The 21,154-nt window shown below is 72.6% G+C and carries 16 protein-coding genes; 14 read left to right on the top strand and 2 right to left on the bottom strand.

What is annotated here, in order from left to right:
- Window positions 1-149 precede the first annotated feature (149 nt).
- From ABT123_RS30090 to ABT123_RS30100, 3 genes are all read left to right on the top strand, one after another.
- On the top strand, window positions 150-809 hold the full coding sequence (locus ABT123_RS30090; protein ID WP_351320486.1) for a trimeric intracellular cation channel family protein: 660 nt from the start codon (window positions 150-152) through the stop codon (window positions 807-809).
- Window positions 810-864: 55 nt separating this feature from the next.
- The gene (locus tag ABT123_RS30095) at window positions 865-1,722 is read left to right on the top strand and encodes a thioesterase family protein (RefSeq protein ID WP_351320363.1); all 858 of its coding nucleotides are present in this window, start codon (window positions 865-867) and stop codon (window positions 1,720-1,722) included.
- Window positions 1,723-1,850: 128 nt separating this feature from the next.
- Entirely contained in the window at window positions 1,851-3,014 is a 1,164-nt protein-coding gene (locus tag ABT123_RS30100; protein WP_351320365.1) for a cysteine desulfurase family protein, read from the top strand.
- Window positions 3,015-3,018: 4 nt separating this feature from the next.
- On the opposite strand, the gene ABT123_RS30105 is transcribed toward ABT123_RS30100, so the two are convergent.
- Window positions 3,019-3,702, bottom strand: coding sequence for an N-acetylmuramoyl-L-alanine amidase (locus tag ABT123_RS30105; protein WP_351320367.1), 684 nt, complete (start codon window positions 3,700-3,702; stop codon window positions 3,019-3,021).
- Window positions 3,703-3,772: 70 nt separating this feature from the next.
- On the opposite strand from ABT123_RS30105, the gene mnmA reads away from it, so the two are divergent.
- A complete protein-coding gene (gene mnmA, locus ABT123_RS30110; protein WP_351320369.1) occupies window positions 3,773-4,903 on the top strand; it encodes a tRNA 2-thiouridine(34) synthase MnmA in 1,131 nt (376 codons plus the stop codon).
- A 182-nt stretch (window positions 4,904-5,085) separates the two neighbouring features.
- On the opposite strand, the gene ABT123_RS30115 is transcribed toward mnmA, so the two are convergent.
- Window positions 5,086-6,012: an NADP-dependent oxidoreductase gene (locus ABT123_RS30115; RefSeq protein ID WP_351320371.1), complete on the bottom strand. Its 927-nt coding sequence runs from the start codon at window positions 6,010-6,012 to the stop codon at window positions 5,086-5,088.
- 116 nt (window positions 6,013-6,128) lie between these two features.
- On the opposite strand from ABT123_RS30115, the gene ABT123_RS30120 reads away from it, so the two are divergent.
- The 10 genes from ABT123_RS30120 to gatB all read left to right on the top strand — a co-directional run bounded on the left by ABT123_RS30120 (window position 6,129) and on the right by gatB (window position 21,153).
- On the top strand, window positions 6,129-7,133 hold the full coding sequence (locus tag ABT123_RS30120; RefSeq protein WP_351320373.1) for a GlxA family transcriptional regulator: 1,005 nt from the start codon (window positions 6,129-6,131) through the stop codon (window positions 7,131-7,133).
- An 87-nt stretch (window positions 7,134-7,220) separates the two neighbouring features.
- Window positions 7,221-10,622 (top strand): S8 family peptidase, encoded by a 3,402-nt coding sequence (locus tag ABT123_RS30125; RefSeq protein ID WP_351320375.1) that lies wholly within the window; start codon window positions 7,221-7,223, stop codon window positions 10,620-10,622.
- 396 nt (window positions 10,623-11,018) lie between these two features.
- A complete protein-coding gene (locus ABT123_RS30130) occupies window positions 11,019-11,708 on the top strand; it encodes an SDR family oxidoreductase (RefSeq protein ID WP_351320377.1) in 690 nt (229 codons plus the stop codon).
- Window positions 11,705-12,700, top strand: a complete 996-nt coding sequence (locus ABT123_RS30135; RefSeq protein WP_351320379.1) for a methionine synthase — start codon at window positions 11,705-11,707, stop codon at window positions 12,698-12,700. Before ABT123_RS30130 ends, ABT123_RS30135 begins: the two co-directional genes overlap by 4 nt.
- A gap of 22 nt (window positions 12,701-12,722) precedes the next feature.
- Window positions 12,723-14,921, top strand: a complete 2,199-nt coding sequence (gene ligA / locus ABT123_RS30140; RefSeq protein WP_351320381.1) for an NAD-dependent DNA ligase LigA — start codon at window positions 12,723-12,725, stop codon at window positions 14,919-14,921.
- 376 nt (window positions 14,922-15,297) lie between these two features.
- A complete protein-coding gene (locus ABT123_RS30145; protein WP_351320383.1) occupies window positions 15,298-17,466 on the top strand; it encodes a putative bifunctional diguanylate cyclase/phosphodiesterase in 2,169 nt (722 codons plus the stop codon).
- A 128-nt stretch (window positions 17,467-17,594) separates the two neighbouring features.
- Window positions 17,595-17,891 (top strand): Asp-tRNA(Asn)/Glu-tRNA(Gln) amidotransferase subunit GatC, encoded by a 297-nt coding sequence (gene gatC, locus ABT123_RS30150; RefSeq protein WP_150207214.1) that lies wholly within the window; start codon window positions 17,595-17,597, stop codon window positions 17,889-17,891.
- A gap of 4 nt (window positions 17,892-17,895) precedes the next feature.
- Entirely contained in the window at window positions 17,896-19,389 is a 1,494-nt protein-coding gene (gatA, locus tag ABT123_RS30155; protein WP_351320385.1) for an Asp-tRNA(Asn)/Glu-tRNA(Gln) amidotransferase subunit GatA, read from the top strand.
- Window positions 19,386-19,625 carry a hypothetical protein gene (locus tag ABT123_RS30160; protein ID WP_351320387.1) on the top strand — a complete coding sequence of 80 codons (240 nt, stop codon included), beginning with the start codon at window positions 19,386-19,388 and terminating at the stop codon, window positions 19,623-19,625. Before gatA ends, ABT123_RS30160 begins: the two co-directional genes overlap by 4 nt.
- A gap of 16 nt (window positions 19,626-19,641) precedes the next feature.
- Window positions 19,642-21,153 (top strand): Asp-tRNA(Asn)/Glu-tRNA(Gln) amidotransferase subunit GatB, encoded by a 1,512-nt coding sequence (gatB, locus tag ABT123_RS30165; RefSeq protein ID WP_351320389.1) that lies wholly within the window; start codon window positions 19,642-19,644, stop codon window positions 21,151-21,153.
- The last annotated feature ends 1 nt before the right edge of the window (window position 21,154 follow it).

Genomic DNA, 21,154 nt, shown 5'->3' on the forward strand with positions numbered 1-21,154 from the left:
CGCTGATCGCCATGCTGTCAACGGAATTCGGCCACGCCTCCGCTCTGAACGGTTTTCAACACTCGACGTCTGGTCCCCCAGTCCTTCGGCTCGGGGGTGGCACAGGTCGGCGGGGCTCGCCGCCAGGCGGACGGCACAATGGGCCGGTGCTGTTCAATGACCTCTTCCCGCCCGGCGTCCAGCACGCACTGGACCTCGCGGGCATCTTCGTCTTCGCCACCGCCGGCGCGCTCCTCGCTGTCCGCAAGAACTTCGACGTCTTCGGCATCGCCGTGCTCGCGCTGGTCACCGCCCTCGGTGGCGGGCTCTTCCGGGACCTGGTCATCGGCGCCGTGCCGCCCGCCGCCTTCGGGGAACTCAGCTTCTTCGTCACCCCGCTGATCGCCGCCGGCATCGTCTTCTTCCTGCACCCCGAGGTGCAGCGGATCAACCGGGCCATCAACGTCTTCGACGCGGCCGGCCTCGCCCTGTTCTGTGTGACCGGCACGACCAAGGCCTACGCGTACGGCCTCGGCCTGACCGCGTCCGCCGCGCTCGGCGTGGCCACCGCGGTCGGCGGCGGTGTGCTGCGGGACGTCCTGGTCAACGAGGTGCCCTCGCTGCTCCGGGACCGCGAGATGTATGCCGTGCCCGCCCTGGTGGGGTCCACGATGGTGGCCCTGTGCATCGCCTTCGAGATGCTCAACCCCCTCACCAGCGGGATCGCCGTGGTCACCACTTTCCTGCTGCGCCTGCTCGCCATCCGCTTCCACTGGCGCGCCCCGCTCGCCTGGAACCGCCGGTCCTCCGTCTCCGAGGAGACCCCGTAAGGGGAGTCGGCAAAGAAAGCTACCGCTTAGTAGCGTGCCGGTGTACCGTCGAGCCATGTCACATGCAGCGGCCCAGGCATCCATCGGCGACAGCGAATTCGACCGCGACACCACCGTCACGCCCCGTGCGGACGAGCCCGGGGTGTACGACGCGGACCTCTCCGCCGGCTGGACGATCATCACTGCGGTCAACGGCGGATACCTGCTGGCCTTGGTCGGCCGCGCCCTGTCCGCCGCCCTGCCGCACCCGGACCCCTTCACGGTCTCCGCGCACTACCTGAGCGCCTCCGCCCCCGGCCCCGCGGTGATCCGCACCGAGGTCGTCCGGATCGGCCGCACCCTCTCCACCGGCCAGGCCTCGCTCCTCCAGTACGACCCCGAGACCGGCGCCGAGATCGAGCGCATCCGGGTCCTCGCCTCCTACGGCGACCTCGACTCCCTGCCCGACGACGTCCGCACCACCGCCGTGCCCCCGGTGATCCCCGCGTACGAGGACTGCCTCGGCCCCGAGGCCGGCCCGGCCCCGATCCCCGGCAGCTCGGCGATCGTCGACCGGCTCCGGCTCCGCCTGGATCCGGCCACCGCCGGCTGGGCGGTCGGTGCCCCCTCCGGCAAGGGCGAGATGCGGGCCTGGTTCGAGCTCGCCGACGGCCGCGACGCCGACCCGATGTCCCTGCTGCTCGCCGTGGACGCCCTGCCGCCCACCGCCTTCGACCTCGGACTGCTGGGCTGGACCCCGACGGTGGAGCTCACCACCCACATCCGCCGCCGCCCCGCCCCCGGCCCGCTCCGCGTCTCGATCACCACCCGCAACCTCGCGGGCGGCTTCCTGGAAGAGGACGCCGAGGTCTGGGACTCCGCGGACCACCTGGTCGCCCAGTCCCGCCAGCTGGCCCGCGCCCCGCGCACCTGACGCCCGAGCCGGACCGCGGGCCGGAGCACGAGCCGGACCGCGGGCCGGACCGCGGGCCGGTCGCCCTGGGCCGGAAAAGGCCTGGCGGCGTTCCGGGCCCGCGGGGCCGACCGTAGAATCGGGGGATCATGGCCTACCTCGACCACGCCGCGACCACCCCCATGCTGCCGGAGGCAGCCGCCGCGATGACCGCGCAGTTCGGCATCACGGGCAACGCCTCCGCCCTGCACGCCGCCGGCCGCCGGGCCCGCCGCACCGTCGAGGAGGGCCGGGAGGCCCTCGCCGAGGCGCTCGGGGCCCGGCCCAGCGAGGTGGTCTTCACCGCCGGCGGCACCGAGGCCGACAACCTCGCCGTCAAGGGCCTGTACTGGGCCCGCCGGGACGCGGACCCGGCCCGGACCCGGGTGCTCGCCAGCCCCGTCGAGCACCACGCCGTCCTCGACGCCGTGCACTGGCTCGCCGAGCACGAGGGCGCCACCGTCGACTACCTGCCCGTGGACCGCTACGGGCGGGTCGCGCCCGAGGCCTTCCGCGCCGCGGTCGAGCGCAGCCCCGGCGATGTCGCCCTCGCCACCGTCATGTGGGCCAACAACGAGATCGGCACCGTCCAGCCCGTCGCCGAACTCGCCGCCATCGCCCGCGAGTTCGAGATCCCGCTGCACTCCGACGCGGTCCAGGCCGTCGGCCAGCTCGACGTCCGCTTCGGGGGCAGCGGCCTCGCCGCCATGACCGTCAGCAGCCACAAGATCGGCGGCCCCTACGGCATCGGCGCACTGCTGCTCGGCCGCGACCAGACCCCCGTCCCCGTCCTGCACGGCGGCGGCCAGGAGCGGCACGTCCGCTCCGGCACCCTCGACGTCCCCGCCATCGCCGCCTTCGCGGTCGCCGCGACCCTCGCCGCCGAGCGGCGCGAGACCTTCGCCCGCGAGATCGGCGCCCTGCGCGACGAGCTGATCACCGCAGTCCGCGCGGCCGTCCCCGACGCCGTCCTCGGCGGCGACCCGGACGACCGGCTCCCCGCCAACGCGCACTTCAGCTTCCCCGGCTGCGAGGGCGACTCCCTGCTCCTGCTGCTCGACGCCCAGGGCATCGCCTGCTCGACCGGATCCGCCTGCACCGCCGGCATTGCGCAGCCCAGCCACGTCCTGCTCGCCACCGGCACCGACCCCGATCTGGCGCGCGGCACCCTCCGCTTCTCCCTGGGCCACACCTCCACCAAGGAGGACGTGGCCGCGCTGGCCGCCGCCATCGGCCCGGCCGTGGAACGCGCCCGCACCGCCGGCCTCAGCTAGCCGGCTAGCCAGCGGCTGACTGCTGCGCGAGCCGGTCCCGGACCAGCTTGAGGTACCGGTCCCAGTCCCAGTGCGGGCCGGGGTCGGTGTGGTCGGCGCCCGGCACCTCGGAGTGGCCCAGGATGTGCTTCCGGTCGGCGGGTATGCCGTACCTCCGGCAGATCGCCGCGGCCAGCCGCGCCGAGGACTCGTACATCGCGGGCGTGAAGTCCTTGGGGCGGTCCACGAACCCCACGTGCTCGATGCCCACGCTGCGCTCGTTCATCGAGCGGTTGCCCGCGTGGAAAGCCACGTCCAGCTCGCGGACCATCTGCTCGATGTGCCCGTCCCCGCGCACGATGTAGTGGGCGGACGCTTTGTGCCAGGGGTTCTTGAAGGCGTCCACCGAGGACGCGAAACCGCCCTGGGTGACATGCACCACGATCCGGTCCACCCGGTAGTCGTCGGGCCGGTCGGCCAGCCGCCAGTTCGCCGGGGAGGCCGCCGTCCACCGCGCGCCCGGGTGGTCCAGCTCGCCCTCTTTACGGGGCTTGGCGACCCCCGGCAGCAGCCAGTACCCGCGCTCGATGTCCTCCCGGGCGGCCACCGCTGCCGCCGTGACCAGCCCAAGCCCGGCCAGCAGCACCGCCCGCCTGGTCTTCTTCGGCTTGTTCGGCTTCTTCGACTCCGTGGCGCCCTTGCGGCCCATACGCCTCACCCCCCGTCACGGAACAACGCGCTGGGACCCCCGCGCGGTTCCCCGTACCCTGGAAGGCGCTATGACTGAGACCCTGCCGCGCACTCCCCGCCCCCTTCGCGTCCTGGCCGCCATGTCCGGCGGCGTGGACTCCGCCGTCGCCGCCGCCCGCGCGGTCGAAGCCGGGCACGACGTGACCGGCGTCCACCTCGCCCTCTCCGCGAACCCGCAGTCCTTCCGTACCGGCGCCCGCGGCTGCTGCACCATCGAGGACTCCCGGGACGCCCGCCGCGCCGCGGACGTCATCGGCATCCCCTTCTACTGCTGGGACCTCGCCGAGCGCTTCCGCGAGGACGTGGTCGAGGACTTCATCGCCGAGTACGAGGCCGGGCGCACCCCGAACCCCTGCCTGCGCTGCAACGAGAAGATCAAGTTCGCGGCGCTGCTGGACAAGGCCCTCGCGCTCGGCTTCGACGCGGTCTGCACCGGCCACTACGCCACGGTCGTGGAGCGGCCGGACGGCTCCCGCGAGCTGCACCGCGCCAGCGACATGGCCAAGGACCAGTCCTACGTGCTGGGCGTCCTGGACGAGAAGCAGCTGGCCCACGCCCTCTTCCCGCTCGGCGACACGATCACCACCAAGGACGAGATCCGCGCGGAGGCGGAGCGCCGGGGCCTGGCGGTCGCGAAGAAGCCGGACAGCCACGACATCTGCTTCATCGCCGACGGCGACACCCAGGGCTTCCTGGCCAAGCGGCTGGGCAAGGCGGAGGGCGACATCGTCGACGAGTCCGGCGCGAAGCTCGGCACGCACGAAGGCGCCTTCGGCTTCACCATCGGCCAGCGCAAGGGCCTGCGGATCGGCCACCCGGCCGCCGACGGCAAGCCGCGCTACGTGCTGGACATCTCCCCGGTGAACAACACGGTCACGGTCGGCCCGGTCGAATCCCTCGACGTCACCGCCCTCACCGCCATCCGCCCCCGCTGGTGCGGAACCCCGCCGTCCGGCCCGGCGACGTACACCGCCCAGCTGCGCGCCCACGGCGGCGAGACGGAGGTCTTCGCCGAGCCGGTGGACGGCGAAATCCGCGTCACCTTCACCGAGCCGGTTCGCGGCGTCGCCCCCGGCCAGGCGATCGTCCTCTACGACGGCACCCGCGTGGTCGGCTCCGCCACGATCGCCACAACCACCCGAGCCACGGCCACGCTCTGACCGACAGGACCCGGTCCGGCGCGGCCCCGCCGGGGTTCGGGGCGGAGCCCCGGAGACGGGTGCCGGGCGGAGCCCGGGCACCCGGGGTGTGGGGCGCAGCCCCACGGGCGGGGTCCGGGGCCGCAGGCCCCGGTTTCGGGAAGGGGCGGGGTGGGGACATGGCCCCGCGCAGCGGCAGCGGGTCAGACGATGGTCAGGACGATCTTGCCCGTGGTGCGGCCCTGTTCGCCGAGTTCGTGGGCCTTCGCGGCCTGGTCCAGCGGCAGGACCGTGTCCACGGCCGGCCGCAGCCTGCCCTCCTCGACCAGGGCGGCGATCGCCCTCAGGCCCCCGAGGTCAGGCTCGACCAGCATCCAGCCGGTCCGGTGCTGGTCCCCGCCGTCGGCCGGGACATCGTCGGGGCCGTTCAGGGTGATCAGCCGGCCGCCGGGGCGCAACACCTTCAGGGAGCGCGCCCCGTACTCGCCGCCGATCGCGTCGATCACCACGTCCACGTCGGAGACCACGTCCTCGAAGTCCGCGCTCCGGTAGTCGATCACCTCGTCGGCGCCGATCGAGCGCAGGAACTCGTGCTTGGGCGCGCTCGCCGTGCCGATCACATACGCGCCGAGCGCCTTGGCGATCTGGACGGCGAAGTGCCCCACGCCGCCCGCGGCGGCGTGGACGAGCACCCGATCGCCCGGCCGTACGTCCGCCGTGTCCGTCAGGGCCTGCCAGGCGGTCAGCGCGGCCAGCGGCAGCGCAGCCGCCTCCACATGCGTCAGGGCGGCCGGCTTGCGGGCGAAGTGCCGGGCGGTGGCGGTCACGTACTCCGCGTAACCGCCCGCCTGCCGCGGGAAGCTCGGCATGCCGAAGACCTCGTCGCCCTCCCGGTAGAGGGTCACGCCCGGGCCGACCGCCTCGACCGTGCCGGAGACGTCCCAGCCGACCATCGGAACCGGCCCCCACGGGATGAGCGCACCGCTGGCCCGCGTCTTCCAGTCGACCGGGTTCACGCCGGCCGCGTGCACCCGGACCAGGATCTCGCCCATGGCCGGCTCGGGCCGCTCCAGCTCGGTTTCGGTCAGTACCTCGGGCCCGCCCCACTGGCTGACGACGACGGCGCGCATGGTGTTTCTCCTCAGGTCGGTACTTCGGTGCTTCGGTGCTGCTGATGGCACCAGCTTCGGCGGCCGAGCAGCCCCACGGTGCTGGCCGGACGGCCAGCATGTGTCAGGATCTGGCCATGGAGTCTTTGCGCAGCCACGCCCGCCACCGGGTGGCCGTCCTCGCCCTCGAGGGCGTCCCCCCGTTCGAGCTCGGCATCCCGTCCCGGGTCTTCGGCAACGCCCTCGACGCCGAGGACCGGCCGCTGTACGAGGTCACGGTCTGCACCGCCGACGGCCAGCCCGTCACCAGCGACGCAGGCTTCGGCATCGCCGTCTCCGCAGGCCCCGAAGCGCTCGCCGCCGCCGACACCGTGATCATCCCGCCCACCCACGCGATGGACGAGCTGGCCCAGGGCGCCCCCCTCGGCCCGGAGCTCGCCGCGGCGATCGCCGGCATCCGGCCCGGCACCCGGCTGGTCTCCATCTGCACCGGCTCCTACGTGCTGGCCGCCGCCGGCCTGCTGGACGGCCGGCCCGCCACCACCCACTGGATGAAGGCGCAGGAGTTCCAGCGGGCCTTCCCCCTGGTCCGGCTCGACGAGGAGGTGCTCTTCGTCGACGACGGCGACGTCCTCACCTCGGCCGGGGTGGCCGCCGGCGTCGACCTCTGCCTGCACCTGATCCGCCGCGACCACGGCAGCACCGTCGCCAACCGCGCCGCCCGGCTGTGCGTCGTACCGCCGTGGCGCGACGGCGGCCAGGCCCAGTACATCGACCGCCCGGTCCCCGAACCCACCGTGGCCTCCACCACCGCCACTCGCGCCTGGGCCCTGGAACGGCTCGGCGAACCGCTCTCGCTCGCCGAGCTCGCCACGCACGCCCGGATGAGCCTGCGCTCCTTCACCCGGCGGTTCCGCGACGAGGTCGGCATGACCCCCGTCCAGTGGCTCACCGCCCAGCGTCTGGAACTGGCCCGCCAGCTGCTGGAAACCAGCGATCTGCCGATCGATCTGGTCGCGCACCGCGCCGGATTCGGATCCGCGAACTCGCTGCGCGCCCACATGCGGACCTCGCTCGGCGTCTCCCCGAACGCCTACCGCCGCACCTTCCGCCCCAACGACCTTCTCCCGACGCATGGTTGATCACACGTCAGACCCCGGGTGATACTCGCATTCCGCAGAGCGAGATCCGCTCTGCGGGCGATAACGCCTTTTCCAGGGGGAATTGACGTGCCTTCACATCGCAACAGGCGTACGGGGGCGGCGGCGTTAGCCACGGCTGCCGCCCTCGCGCTCGCGGCGGGTCTGACCACACCCTCCGCAGCCGCACCAGGATCAGGATCAGCAGCCACACCCACCTCCGCAGCCAAGCCGTTCGCAGCCAAGCAGCGGCAGCAGACCTCCCCGGGCCTGACCCACCTCACGCTGATCACCGGCGACCGGGTCACCGTCGATGCCAAGGGCAATCCGGTCGGCTTCCGCCCGGCCAAGGGCCGCGAGAAGATACCCGTCTCGGTGCAGCGCCAGAACGGCCGCACCAGCATCGTCCCCTTCGACGCCCAGCGTCTGATCGAGGCCGGCCGGCTCGACCCCCGCCTCTTCGACCTCACCGAGCTCGGCCGCCCCGAGTACCGCAAGGCCCGCGGCGACCGCCTGAAGCTGATCGTCCGCTACGAGGGCGGAGCCGCCCCCGCCGCCAAGGCCGGCCTGCGCGCCACCGGCGGCACCGAGGTCAGCCGCACCTTCCCGTCCCTGGGCGCCGAAGCCGTCACCGCCGGCCCGGACCGGGCCGCCGCCCTCTGGGAAACCCTCACCGACGCCCAGGCGGGCACCGGCCGCCGCGCCACCGCCGCCGGCATCGCCACCATCTGGCTCGACGGCATCCGCAAGGCCCACCTCGACAAGAGCACCAAGCAGATCGGCGCCGACAAGGCCTGGGCCGCCGGGTACGACGGCAAGGGCGTGAAGATCGCCGTCCTCGACACCGGTGTCGACTCCACCCACCCCGACCTCGCCGGACAGGTCGTCGCCGAACAGAACTTCTCCGCCGCCCCGGACGCCAAGGACCGGTTCGGCCACGGCACCCACGTCGCCTCCATCGCTGCCGGTACGGGCGCCAAGTCGGGGGGCGTACTCAAGGGCGTCGCCCCCGGTGCCAAGGTCCTCAACGGCAAGGTCCTCGACGACTCCGGCTCCGGCGACGACGCGGGCATCCTCGCCGGCATGGAATGGGCCGTCGCCCAGGGCGCCCAGGTCATCAACATGAGCCTCGGCGGCCCCGACGGCCCCGACACCGACCCGCTCGAAACGGCCGTGAACAAGCTCTCCGCCGACAAGGGCGTGCTCTTCGCCATCTCGGCCGGCAACAGCGGCTACGACGGGCCCGGCAGCATCGGCTCCCCGGGCAGCGCCCAGGCGGCCCTCACCGTCGGCGCGGTGGACGACGGCGACGCCCTCGCCGACTTCTCCAGCATCGGCCCGCGCACCGGCGACGGCGCCGTCAAACCGGATGTCACCGCCCCCGGCGTGGACACCACCGCTGCCGCCGCCCCGGGCAGCGTCATCGAACGCGAGGTCGGCCAGAGCCCCGAGGGCTACCTCACCATCTCCGGCACCTCCATGGCCGCCCCGCATGCGGCCGGCGCCGCGGCCCTGCTCAAGCAGCAGCACCCGACGTGGACCGGCGCCGACCTCAAGGGCGTCCTCACCGCCTCCACCAAGCCCGGCGCGTACACCCCCTTCCAGCAGGGCAGCGGACGCATCGCGGTGGACCGGGCGCTCGGCCAGAGCGTGTTCGCCGAACCGGTCTCGCTGGCCTTCGCCGGGCAGCCGTGGCCGCACCACGACGACACCCCGGAGACGAAGAAGCTCAGCTACCGCAACCTCGGCGGAGCCCCGGTCACCCTCGATGTGGCCGTCACCGCCACCGGCCCCGACGGCAAGCCCGCCCCGGCCGGCTTCCTCACCGCCGACGCGGCCAAGGTGACCGTCCCGGCCGGCGGCACCGCCTCGGTCAACCTCACCCTGAACACCCGGCTCGGCGGCCAGGTCGACGGCGCCTACACGGCGTACGCGACCGCGACCGGCGGCGGCCAGAGCACCCGGACGGCCATCGCCGTCGAACGCGAGGTCGAGTCCTACAATCTGACGGTCAAGCACCTCGGCCGCAACGGCAAGCCGACCGCCGACTACGGCACCACCGTGCTGGGCACCACCGGCCTCGCGGTCGGCAAGCGGTTCCAGCAGTACGACGCGTCCGGCACCGTCACCGTCCGCGTGCCCAAGGGCGGCTACCTGCTGAACTCGGACGTCGTGGCCGACCCGGAGGACTTCAGCAAGGGCATCGACTGGATCGCCCAGCCCAAGCTCGACGTCACCGGCAACACCACGGTGACCGTCGACGCGCGCACCGCCAAGCCGGTCGCCATCACCGTGCCCTCCCGCACCGCCGTCGAGAAGTTCGCCATGCCCACCTACGACGTGCGGGTCGGCAACTCCGGCTACGCCTTCGGCTGGTGGCTCGACTCCTACGCGCCGCTGCGCACCGCGCACATGGGCCCGGCCGCCCCGGCCGGCACCCTGCGCCAGCAGTGGGACGCGCACTGGCAGGACGGCGCCAACGACGAGTACCACGCGGCCCTCGGCGGACCGGTGACCCGGCTCGCCACCGGCTACACCCGCCACCTCAAGGCCGCCGACCTGGCCACCGTCTCGGTGGAACAGGGCGCCTCGGCGACCGGCAAGCAGGGCGGCCTGACCGTCCTGGGCTGGCTGCCCGACCCGACCGGGGCGAGCGGCATCACCATCCCCAGGCCGCTCCCGGCCACCGCGAAGCTCCACCTGTCCACGCTCGACGGGGCCACCTGGGAGACCCTCTTCGGCCAGACCGGCGGCACGGACGAGAACGGCTGGCCGATCGAGGAGACCACCTACGTCAGCGACGGTCAGCGCAGCTACCAGGGCGGCAAGAGCTACCGCGAGCGCTACAACGCAGCCGTCTTCGGCCCGCGCGTGGACACCGCGGCCCAGCTCGGCATCTACCGCGAGGGCAACAAGCTGTACGGATCGCTGCCGCTGCTCGCGGACGGGGCCGGCCACAACGGCGCGTCTTTCCTGGCCAAGGGCAGCACCGTGCTCTACCGCAACGGCGTGGTGGCCGGCAGCAGCAACACCGAGCTCCGGGACTCCGACCCCTTCGAGGTGCCGGCGGCGGACGCCCCGTACAAGCTGGTCACCAAGACCACCGTGCCGTCGGCGGTCTCCGGCACCTCGGCGAAGGTGACGGCCACCTGGTGGTTCCGCTCGAAGCAGACCGCTGAACCCACCCAGGTCCCGGCCTCGGTGGTCCGCTTCACCCCCGAGCTGTCGCTCACCGGGACCTCCCCGGCGGGCCGTACGGTCCAGGTCCCGGTCACCGTCCAGGGCCCGGCGGCCGGCGCGGGCCTCGCCTCGCTGACCGTGCAGGTGTCGTACGACGACGGCTACACCTGGCAGACCCTGCCGGTCCAGGCCGGCAAGGTGAGCGTGAAGAACCCGGCGAAGGGCGGCCACGTCTCGCTGCGCGGCGTGACGGTCGACAAGTCCGGCAACAAGTCCGACATCACCATCACCCGGGCCTACCTGGCCGGCTGACGCCACTGCCCTGACCGGGCCCCTGCCCGGCATGACCCCGGAGTCCGACTCCGGGGTCATGCCGACGCAGTACCCGGGGTCCTCCCGGCCGAGCCCGGGAAGCGGGACTCCGGGCGGAGTCCGGCCCCCCCCGGGGTCCGGCCCCCCCCGGGGTCCGGCCCCCCCCGGGGTCCGGGCACCCTACGGGGTCCGGGGCGGAGCCCCGGTTTCGGGAAGGGGCGGGGTGGGGGAATGGCCCCGCAGGGCCCGCCCCGCAGCTTCGCGCTCCGCCCCCGCGAGCGGGGTTCCGCCCGCGGGTCACCCCCGATGCACGGGAACCTGCCGCTGCGGGGGCCGTTCGTACAACAGGCCGGTCGGGACTCGGGGCCCGGCGCGGGGGAGTGCGAGCATGGGGCCATGGCTACTCATCTCATCACCGGTGCCGGCTCCGGCATCGGCGCCTCCGTCGCGGACCGCCTCCACGCGCGCGGAGACGAGCTCATCCTGCTCGCCCGCGACGCCGCCCGCGGCAAGCAGCTCACCGCCCGCTACCCCGGCGCCCGGGCACTCGTCGCCGATCTCGCCGATCCCGACCGGATCTCCTGGGCCTTCTCCCACCAGGCGCTGCCCGACCGCCTCGACTCCCTGCTGCACATCGCCGGGATCGTGGACCTGGGCCCGGTGGGCGAGCTGCGCCCCAAGACCTGGCACCAGCAGCTCAACGTCAACCTGATCGCCCCCGCCGAGCTGACCCGGCTGCTGCTGCCCTCCCTGCGCGCCGCCCAGGGCCAGGTGGTGTTCGTGAACTCCGGCGCCGGACTGAACGCCCACCCCGAGTGGGGCGCGTACGCCGCCTCCAAGCACGGACTGAAGGCCCTCGCCGACTCCCTGCGCGGCGAGGAGCGGGCCAACGGGGTGCGGGTGACCTCCGTGTACCCGGGCCGGACCGCCACCCCCATGCAGGCCAAGGTGCACTCCCAGGAGGGCAAGTCCTACGACCCGCAGGCCTGGATCGACCCCGAGTCCGTGGCCACCACCATCCTGATGGCCGTCGACCTGCCCCGGGACGCCGAGGTCAACGACCTGACCGTGCGGCCGGGCCGATGAGTGCCGGCACAGGCGTCGGCGCCACCGGCATCGGCTCGCTGCCCGGCGGGGACGCGAGGGAGGCGGCGAAGACCGTCACCGGCACCTTCGAGGAGTTCCCCTACCTCGCCGAACTGCCCGCCCGCGGCCCCGGCGCCGACATGATCGGCCGGTCCCTGGGCCTGCTCGTCGACCTGTTCGCGCATGTCGAGCCCAGCGGCTGGCGGATCAGCGACCGGCCCGGCCGGGACACCAAGCGGGCCCGGTCCTGGCTGGGGGAGGACCTCGACGCCCTGGAGGAGTTCACCCAGGGGTACCAGGGGAGGCTCAAGGTCCAGGCCGTAGGGCCGTGGACGCTCGCCGCGGCGCTGGAACTGCGCAGCGGCGAGGCGCTGCTCCAGGACGCCGGCGCCTGCCGGGACCTGGCCGGCTCGCTCGCCGAAGGCCTCCGCGACCACCTCGCCGACCTGCGCAAGCGCATCCCCGGCGCCCAGATCGTGCTCCAGCTCGACGAGCCCTCGCTGACCGCTGTCCTGCTCGGGCGGGTCCGGAGCGCCAGCGGCTACCGCACCTACCGGGCCGTGGACCGGCAGGTGGTGGAGGGGGCGCTGCGGGACCTCTTCGCCGTGCACGACGGAGAGGTGATCGTGCATTCCTGCGCGCCCGAGGTGCCCTTCGCCCTGCTCCGCCGGGCCGGCGCCACGGGCGTGTCGTTCGATTTCTCGTTGCTCACCGAGCGCGAGGACGACGCCATCGGGGAGGCGGTGGAAAGCGGCACGAAACTCTTCGCCGGAGTGGTGCCGGGCACCGACGTCCCGTTGTCGGACCCTGCCGGTAGCGTCATGGGTGTCAGGAAGCTTTGGCGCAGGCTGGGGCTGGCCCCGGGGACTCTGGCCGAGTCCGTCGTGGTCACTCCGTCGTGCGGTCTGGCGGGTGCTTCGCCCGCCTACGCCCGCGCGGTGCAGGCGCACTGCGTCAGGGCGGCGAGATCACTCGCCGACAACCCTGAGTGATCGAAACGGGAGGATCAGGGGCATGGCAGCCGAACAGCAGGAGACGGTACCGGCGGAGCTGCGCGAGCAGCACCAGCTGCTGGCCGAGCAGGTCGAGGAGCACCGCTTCCGGTACTACGTGAACGACCAGCCGGTCGTCAGCGACGCCGAGTTCGACAAGCTGCTGCGCTCGCTGGAGGCCCTGGAAGAGGAGTACCCGGAGCTGCGTACCCCCGACTCGCCCACCCAGAAGGTGGCCGGGGCGTACCAGACGGACTTCGCCTCGGTCGAGCACCGCGAGCGCATGATGTCCCTCGACAACGCCTTCGACGACGAGGAGCTCTCTGCCTGGGCCGACCGGGTCGCCCGGGACGTGGGCTCCTCGGCCTTCCACTACCTGTGCGAGCTCAAGGTGGACGGCCTGGCCGTCAACCTCACCTACGAGAAGGGGCGGCTGACCCGCGCCGCCACCCGCGGCGACGGCCGCACCGGCGAGGACATCACCCCCAATGTGCGGACCATCGCGGAGATCCCGGACCGGCTGACGGGCGATCGGATCCCCGACCTGGTCGAGATCCGCGGCGAGGTCTTCTTCCCGATGGAGAAGTTCGAGGAGCTCAACGCCCGCCTGGTGGAGGCCGGCGACAAGCCTTTCGCCAACCCGCGCAACGCCGCGGCCGGCTCGCTCCGCCAGAAGGACCCGAAGGTCACGGCGACCCGCCCGCTGCACATGGTGGTGCACGGCATCGGCGCCCGCGAGGGCTTCGAGATCGACCGGCTGTCCCAGGCTTACGGCCTGCTGCACGAGTGGGGCCTGCCCACCGCCCAGCACAACAAGGTGGTCTCCTCCCTGGCCGAGGTCCGCGAGTTCATCCACCACTTCGGCGAGAACCGGCACTCCGTCGAGCACGAGATCGACGGGGTGGTGGTCAAGCTCGACGAGATCCCGCTGCAGGGCCGGCTCGGCTCCACCGCGCGCGCCCCGCGCTGGGCGATCGCCTGGAAGTACGCCCCGGAAGAGGTCAACACCAAGCTCATCGACATCAAGGTGGGCGTCGGCCGGACCGGCCGGGTCACCCCGTACGCGCAGGTGGAGCCGGTGACGGTGGCTGGCTCCGAGGTCGAGTTCGCCACCCTGCACAACCAGGACGTGGTCAAGGCCAAGGGCGTGCTCATCGGGGACACCGTGGTGCTGCGCAAGGCCGGCGATGTGATCCCGGAGATCCTCGGCCCGGTGGTGGACCTGCGGGACGGCAGCGAGCGGGAGTTCGTCATGCCGGCGCAGTGTCCCGAGTGCGGGACGGAGCTGCGGCCGATGAAGGAGGGCGATATCGACCTCCGCTGTCCCAACGGGCAGACCTGCCCCGCCCAGCTGCGCGAGCGGCTGTTCTACCTGGGCGGCCGGCAGAGCCTGGACATCGAGAACTTCGGGGCGGTGGCCGCAGCCGCGCTGACCCGGCCGCTGGAGCCGGCGCAGCCGCCGATGGTCGACGAGGGCGACCTCTTCGGCCTCACGGTCGAGAAGCTGCTGCCCATCAAGGCGTACGTACTGGACCCGGACAGCGGGCTGCCCAAGCGGGACCCGAAGACGGGCGAGGAGAAGATCGTCACGGTCTTCGCCAACCAGGAGGGCGAGCCGAAGAAGAACACCCTGGCCATGCTCGCCAACATCGAGGCCGCGAAGACCCGCCCGCTGGCCCGGGTCATCAACGGCCTGTCGATCCGTCATGTCGGCCCGGTCGCCGCCGAGGCGCTGGCCCGCGAGTTCCGTTCCATCGAGCGGATCGAGCAGGCCACCGAGGAGGAGCTGACGGCCACCGAGGGGGTCGGCGCGATCATCGCCGCCTCGCTCAAGGAATGGTTCGCCGTCGACTGGCACCAGGAGATCCTCCGCAAGTGGCGGGCGGCTGGGGTCCGGATGGAGGAGGAGTCCTCCGGGGAAGAGGAGGGCCCGCGTCCGCTGGAGGGTCTGACCGTGGTCGTCACCGGCACTTTGCAGAGCCACACGCGGGACGGGGCCAAGGAGGCCCTGCAGAGCCGTGGCGCGAAGGTGACCGGCTCGGTGTCGAAGAAGACCTCCTTCGTCGTGGTCGGCGAGAACCCCGGCTCGAAGTACGACAAGGCCGTGCAGTTGAAGCTCCCGGTGCTCGACGACGCCGGATTCGAAGTGCTGCTCGCGGACGGGCCGGATGCGGCCCGCGAGGCGGCCCTCCCGGTGGCCGATTCCGGCGCCGCGCAGTAGGACTCGCGCGGGGGCGTAGCGAAGGCGAACGGATGCGTGGCGTGCGGCTGCTCGGGCGGGCGCACGCCGGGCGCGGAAGGCGGTCGCAAACGGCCGGCAGAGGGCTGGCCACAGGGCGGTGACCTGTCGGATCATCGGACGGGTGACAGGGGGACCCCCGGGCCGATCTCACCTGTTCGGCGGATACCGTACTGATGAGGATGGCTGGGTCGCATTCGGGCAACCGCCGCCGACCGCTGCCCCTGGGAGCCTCCCGCGTCCTACTGTTGAGGGGTGCTCCTGTCGTGCACGGCTGCGTGGTGCGATGCCGGCCGTGATGGCATGACATCGGGGCCATCGCGTGGCATCGGCATTGCCGGCTGTGAGAGGGACGGGCATGAAACCCACCGAAAGCGCCGACCCGTCACCTGATTTCGGCGGGGATCTCCCGTCCGTACGGACGGGCCGGTTCGGCATCCTGAGATCCAGGACGCCGGACACCCATCCACTGGACGACGGCACGGCCGCCGGCGGTTCCGGCTGGCGCGCCGCGCTGCCGATGGCCATCGTGGCCTCGGCCGGCATCGTCCTCCTCCTCGGCTTGGCCACCGTGCTGACCAACCGTCACGACCTGTTCCCCGGCGGCAGCGTGGGCTGGGCGCTCGCCCTGCTCACCGGCATCATCGTCGGCCACCTGGTCGCCCTTGGCCGGGACCGCTGGTGGGGCGGCACCGGATCCGGGGCCGCCCTCACCCTGGCCGTGCTCATCCTCTACGGGTGGATCCCCGCCGGACTGGTCTCGCTGGCCGTGGTCGCGCTGGTCGGCGCGGCCCGCCGGCACCGCTGGCGGCAGAGCCTGCTGCACGGCTCGGCCGACATCCTGGGCATCGGCGCCGGAGCCCTGGTCCTTGCCGTCGTCGGCGAGACGCCCACCGTGGAGTCCCCCTGGGGGCCCGGGGAATGGGGCCCCGCCGCCGTCCCCGAGGTGGTCCTGGCGGCCCTCGCCTATCTGGGGGTGACCCGGCTGCTGCTCTGGCTGGCCCTGGCCCCGCGCGGCGGCGGACTGCCCACGGTCGCCCGTACGGCCCTGCTGCGACAGGGCTTAGTCGCCGTCGCCCTGCTCGGCATCGCCCCGCTGATCTGCGTGGTCGCCGTCACAAGTCCCGTGCTCCTGCCGCTGTTCGCGGTCCCGCTGATCGCCCTCGACTCCACCCTGTGGATCGCCCGGGCCCGCGCCGAGGAGCAGCTGCGGGACCCGCTCACCGGACTGCCCAACCGGCAGTGGCTGCTGGAACGGGCCTGGACCGCCCTGGACGAGGCTGAACGTTTGGGCACCCGGTCGGCTCTTGTGCTGATCGACATGGACCGGTTCCGGGCGGTCAACGACACCCTCGGCCACCTCGCCGGGGACCGGCTGCTCCTCCAGATCGCGGAGCGGCTGCGGCAGGCCCTGCCGCAGGAGGCGGAGGTCGCCCGCCTCGGCGGCGACGAGTTCGCCGTCCTCCTCCCCACCACCGACTCCACCACCAGCGCCCAGCGGGTCGCCCGCCACCTGGTCGCCGACCTCGGCTCCCCGCTCGACCTCGACGGACTCACCCTGGTCCTGGAGGCCAGCGCCGGCCTCGCCGTCTTCCCCGACCACGCCCTCGACGCCGAGGGCCTGCTGCGCCGGGCCGACGTCGCCATGTACCAGGCGAAGCGGGACCGTACCGGCGTCGAGGTCTACGAGTCCAAGCGGGACAGCAACACCCCGGACCGGCTCGGCCTCCTCGGAGACCTCCGCCGCGCCCTCGACGCGAGCGAGGTCGAGCTCCACTACCAGCCCAAGGTCCGCTTCGACGGCCAGGTCGCCGGCCTGGAGGCGCTGGTGCGCTGGGTGCACCCGGAGCGCGGCCGGGTCTCCCCGGACGAGTTCATCGCCATCGCCGAGACCTCCGGCCTGATGCCCCACCTGACCGAGTACGTCCTGGAGACCGCCCTCGCCCAGGTCGCCCGCTGGCGCGCACAGGGCCTGAAGGTCCCGGTCGCCGTCAATGTCTCGCCGCGGGACGTCCACACCCCCGGCTTCGCGGGCGCGGTGGCGGCCAGGCTGGCCCGGCACGGGGTGCCGGCGGGCGCGCTCCAGCTGGAAATAACGGAACACGTGCTGCTGGAAGACCCCCAGCGGGCCGCCGACACGATGGCCGGGCTGACCGGCCACGGCGTGAAGATGTCCCTGGACGACTTCGGCACCGGCTACTCCTCGCTGGTCCACCTGCGGCGGCTCCCGGTCAGCGAGCTGAAGATCGACCGGTCCTTTGTGGCGCGGCTGGCGGTCGACGCACAGGACGCGGAGATCGTCCGCTGTACGGTCGACCTCGCCCACTCCCTGGGCCTGCTGGTGGTGGCGGAAGGCGTAGAGGACGACGAGACCTGGGAGCGGCTGCGGGACCTGGGCTGCGACGCGGTGCAGGGCTGGCTCGTCGCCGCCGCCATGCCCCCGCAGGAGGCCACGGCCTGGCTCCTGGCCCGCGGCGAACGCGGCTGGCGCCGCCCGGCCGAACTAACGGACACGCCCGCTCCGTGACGTGTGGGCAATCGTGCCGCAGGGCGGCACGGGTGGGCACACGGCAGGTAACCGTTTCACGGGGAAGGGGCCCGGCCCCATAGGATTGGGGCCGGAACCCGAAAACACCCACCCCAGAGGATCGCTGCATGCCTGGCATCACGCGCGAGGAGGTCGCCCACCTCGCTCGGCTGGCACGTCTGGAACTGGCCGAAGACGAGCTCGACCACTTCGCCGGACAGCTTGACGACATCATCGGCGCGGTCGCCCGCGTCGCCGAGGTCGCCGACCAAGACGTCCCGCCGACCTCCCACCCGCTCCCGCTGACCAACGTCATGCGCGCGGACGAGGTCCGTCCCTCGCTCACCCCCGAGCAGGCGCTCTCCGGCGCCCCGGCACAGGAGCAGCAGCGTTTCAAGGTGCCGCAGATCCTGGGGGAGGACTAATCATATGAACGAGATCGTCAAGCTCACGGCCGCCCAGACCGCCGAGAAGATCGCCTCCGGCGAGCTCACGGCCGTCGAGGTCACCGAGGCCCACCTGGCCCGCATCGAGGCCGTCGACGAGAAGGTGCACGCCTTTCTGCACGTCGACCGCGAGGGCGCCCTCGCCCAGGCCCGCGCCGTCGACGCCAAGCGCGCCGCCGGCGAGAAGCTGGGCCCGCTGGCCGGCGTACCGCTCGCCCTCAAGGACATCTTCACCACCGTCGGGGTCCCGACCACCGTCGGTTCGAAGATCCTCGAAGGCTGGATCCCGCCGTACGACGCCACCCTCACGCGCAAGCTGAAGGAAGCCGACGTCGTCATCCTCGGCAAGACCAACATGGACGAGTTCGCCATGGGGTCCTCCACCGAGAACAGCGCCTACGGCCCCACCGGCAACCCCTGGGACCTCACCCGCATCCCCGGCGGCTCCGGCGGCGGCTCCTCCGCGGCCCTGGCCTCCTACCAGGCCCCGCTCGCCATCGGCACGGACACCGGCGGCTCCATCCGCCAGCCCGCCGCCGTCACCGCCACGGTCGGCGTGAAGCCCACCTACGGCGGGGTCTCCCGCTACGGCATGGTGGCCTTCTCCTCCTCCCTCGACCAGGGCGGCCCCTGCGCCCGTACGGTCCTGGACGCGGCCCTCCTCCACGAGGTCATCGCCGGTCACGACCCGCTGGACTCCACCTCCATCGACGCCCCGGTCCCGCCGGTCGTCGAGGCGGCCCGCAACGGTTCCGTCGCCGGCATGCGCGTCGGCGTGGTCAAGCAGTTCCGCGGCGAGGGCTACCAGGCCGGTGTCGTGCAGCGCTTCGACGAGTCCGTGGAGCTCCTCAAGGAGCTCGGCGCCGAGATCGTCGAGCTGGACTGCCCGTCCTTCGACCTGGCGCTGGCCGCGTACTACCTGATCGCCCCGTCCGAGGCCTCCTCCAACCTGGCCCGCTTCGACGCCATGCGCTACGGCCTGCGCGTCGGCGACGACGGCACCAAGTCCGCCGAGGACGTCACCGCCCTGACCCGCGAGGCCGGCTTCGGCCCCGAGGTCAAGCGCCGCATCATCCTCGGCACGTACGCGCTCAGCTCCGGCTACTACGACGCGTACTACGGCTCGGCCCAGAAGGTCCGCACCCTCATCACGAAGGACTTCGAGAAGGCCTTCGAGAGCGTGGACGTGATCGTCTCCCCGACGACCCCGACCACCGCCTTCGCGATCGGCGAGCGCGCCGACGACCCGATGGCGATGTACCTCGCGGACCTGTGCACCATCCCGACCAACCTGGCCGGCAACGCCGCCATGTCGCTGCCCTGCGGCCTGGCGCCGGAAGACGGCCTCCCGGTCGGACTGCAGATCATCGCCCCGGCCATGAAGGACGACCGCCTGTACAAGGTCGGTGCTGCCGTCGAGGCCGCCTTCGTCGCCCGCTGGGGTCACCCGCTGCTGGAGGAGGCTCCGTCCCTGTGAGTGCACTGACCAAGGCCAAGGGCTTCAAGAAGTCGAAGTCCGGCACCTACCTGTCGATCGGCACCACCGCCTTCGGTGCCATCAGCGTGATCAAGCAGGTCCGCAGGGCCCGCACGGAGCACGACACGCTCCAGCTGGTCGACGCCGTTGTGTCCGCCGCCGCCATCGTCACCGGCCTCGCGATCCTGTACCGCGAGCTGAAGCGCCTCGGCGACGACGACGTCCTGCTGGGCTGAGAGGGAAAGTTCCACCGTGACTGTCACCGAACTCCTTTCGTACGACGCGGCCCTCGCGACGTACGACCCCGTCATGGGCCTCGAGGTCCACGTCGAGCTCGGCACCCGCACCAAGATGTTCTGCGGCTGCTCCACCGAGCTCGGCGCCGAGCCCAACGCGCAGACCTGCCCGGTCTGCCTCGGCCTGCCCGGCTCCCTGCCGGTGGTCAACGCCATCGGCATCGAGTCCGCCATCAAGATCGGCCTCGCGCTGAACTGCGAGATCGCCGAGTGGTGCCGCTTCGCCCGGAAGAACTACTTCTATCCGGACATGCCGAAGAACTTCCAGACCTCCCAGTACGACGAGCCGATCGCCTTCAACGGCTACCTGGACGTCCAGCTGGAGGACGGCGAGATCTTCCGCGTGGAGATCGAGCGCGCCCACATGGAGGAGGACACCGGCAAGTCGACCCACGTCGGCGGTGCCACCGGCCGTATCCACGGCGCGTCCCACTCCCTGCTCGACTACAACCGGGCCGGCATCCCGCTCATCGAGATCGTCACCAAGCCGATCGAGGGCGCCGGCGAGCGCGCCCCCGAGGTCGCCAAGGCGTACGTGGCCGAGCTCCGCGAGGTCATCAAGGCACTCGGCGTCTCCGAGGCCCGGATGGACAAGGGCCAGATGCGCTGCGACGTGAACCTGTCGCTGCGCCCGAACGGCACCAAGACCTTCGGCACCCGCTCGGAGACCAAGAACGTCAACTCGCTGCGCTCGGTCGAGCGCGCGGCGCGCTTCGAGATCCAGCGCCACGCGGCCGTCCTGCAGTCCGGCGGCACGATCGTGCAGGAGACCCGTCACTTCCACGAGGACGACGGCTCCACCACCTCCGGCCGCATCAAGGACAACGCCGAGGACTACCGGTACTTCCCGGAGCCGGACCTGGTCCCGGTCGCCCCGGCCCGCGAGTGGGTCGAGGAACTGCGGGCCGGCCTGCCCGAGATGCCGCGGGTGCGCCGCAACCGGCTCCGCGAGGAGTGGGGCATCGGCGAGTTCGACATGCAGTCGATCCTCAACGCCGGTGCCGTGGAGTCCATCGAGGCCACCATCGCGGCCGGCGCCGACTCGGTCGCCGCCCGCAAGTGGTGGATGGGCGAGCTGGCCCGCAACGCCAACGAGCAGGGCGTCGGCGTGGACGAGCTCCCGATCACCCCGGCCGATGTCGCGCGCGTCGCGGTACTGGTCGCCGAGGGCTCGCTCAACGACAAGCTGGCCCGCCAGGTCCTGGAGGGCGTCCTCGCGGGCGAGGGCACCCCGGACGAGGTCGTCGAGAAGCGCGGCCTGAAGGTCGTCTCGGACGAGGGCGCGCTGGGCGCGGCCGTGGACGAGGCCATCGCCGGCAACGCGGCCATCGCGGACAAGATCCGCGGCGGCAAGGTTGCGGCGGTCGGCGCGCTGGTCGGCGCGGTCATGAAGACCACCCGCGGCCAGGCGGACGCGGCCCGCGTGAAGGAGCTCATCCTGGAGCGCCTGGGCGTCTCCGAGGGCTGAG

Origin of the sequence: Streptomyces sp. NPDC002054 (assembly GCF_040296685.1) — a bacterium.
In the GTDB taxonomy this organism is placed as follows: Bacteria; Actinomycetota; Actinomycetes; order Streptomycetales; family Streptomycetaceae; genus Streptomyces.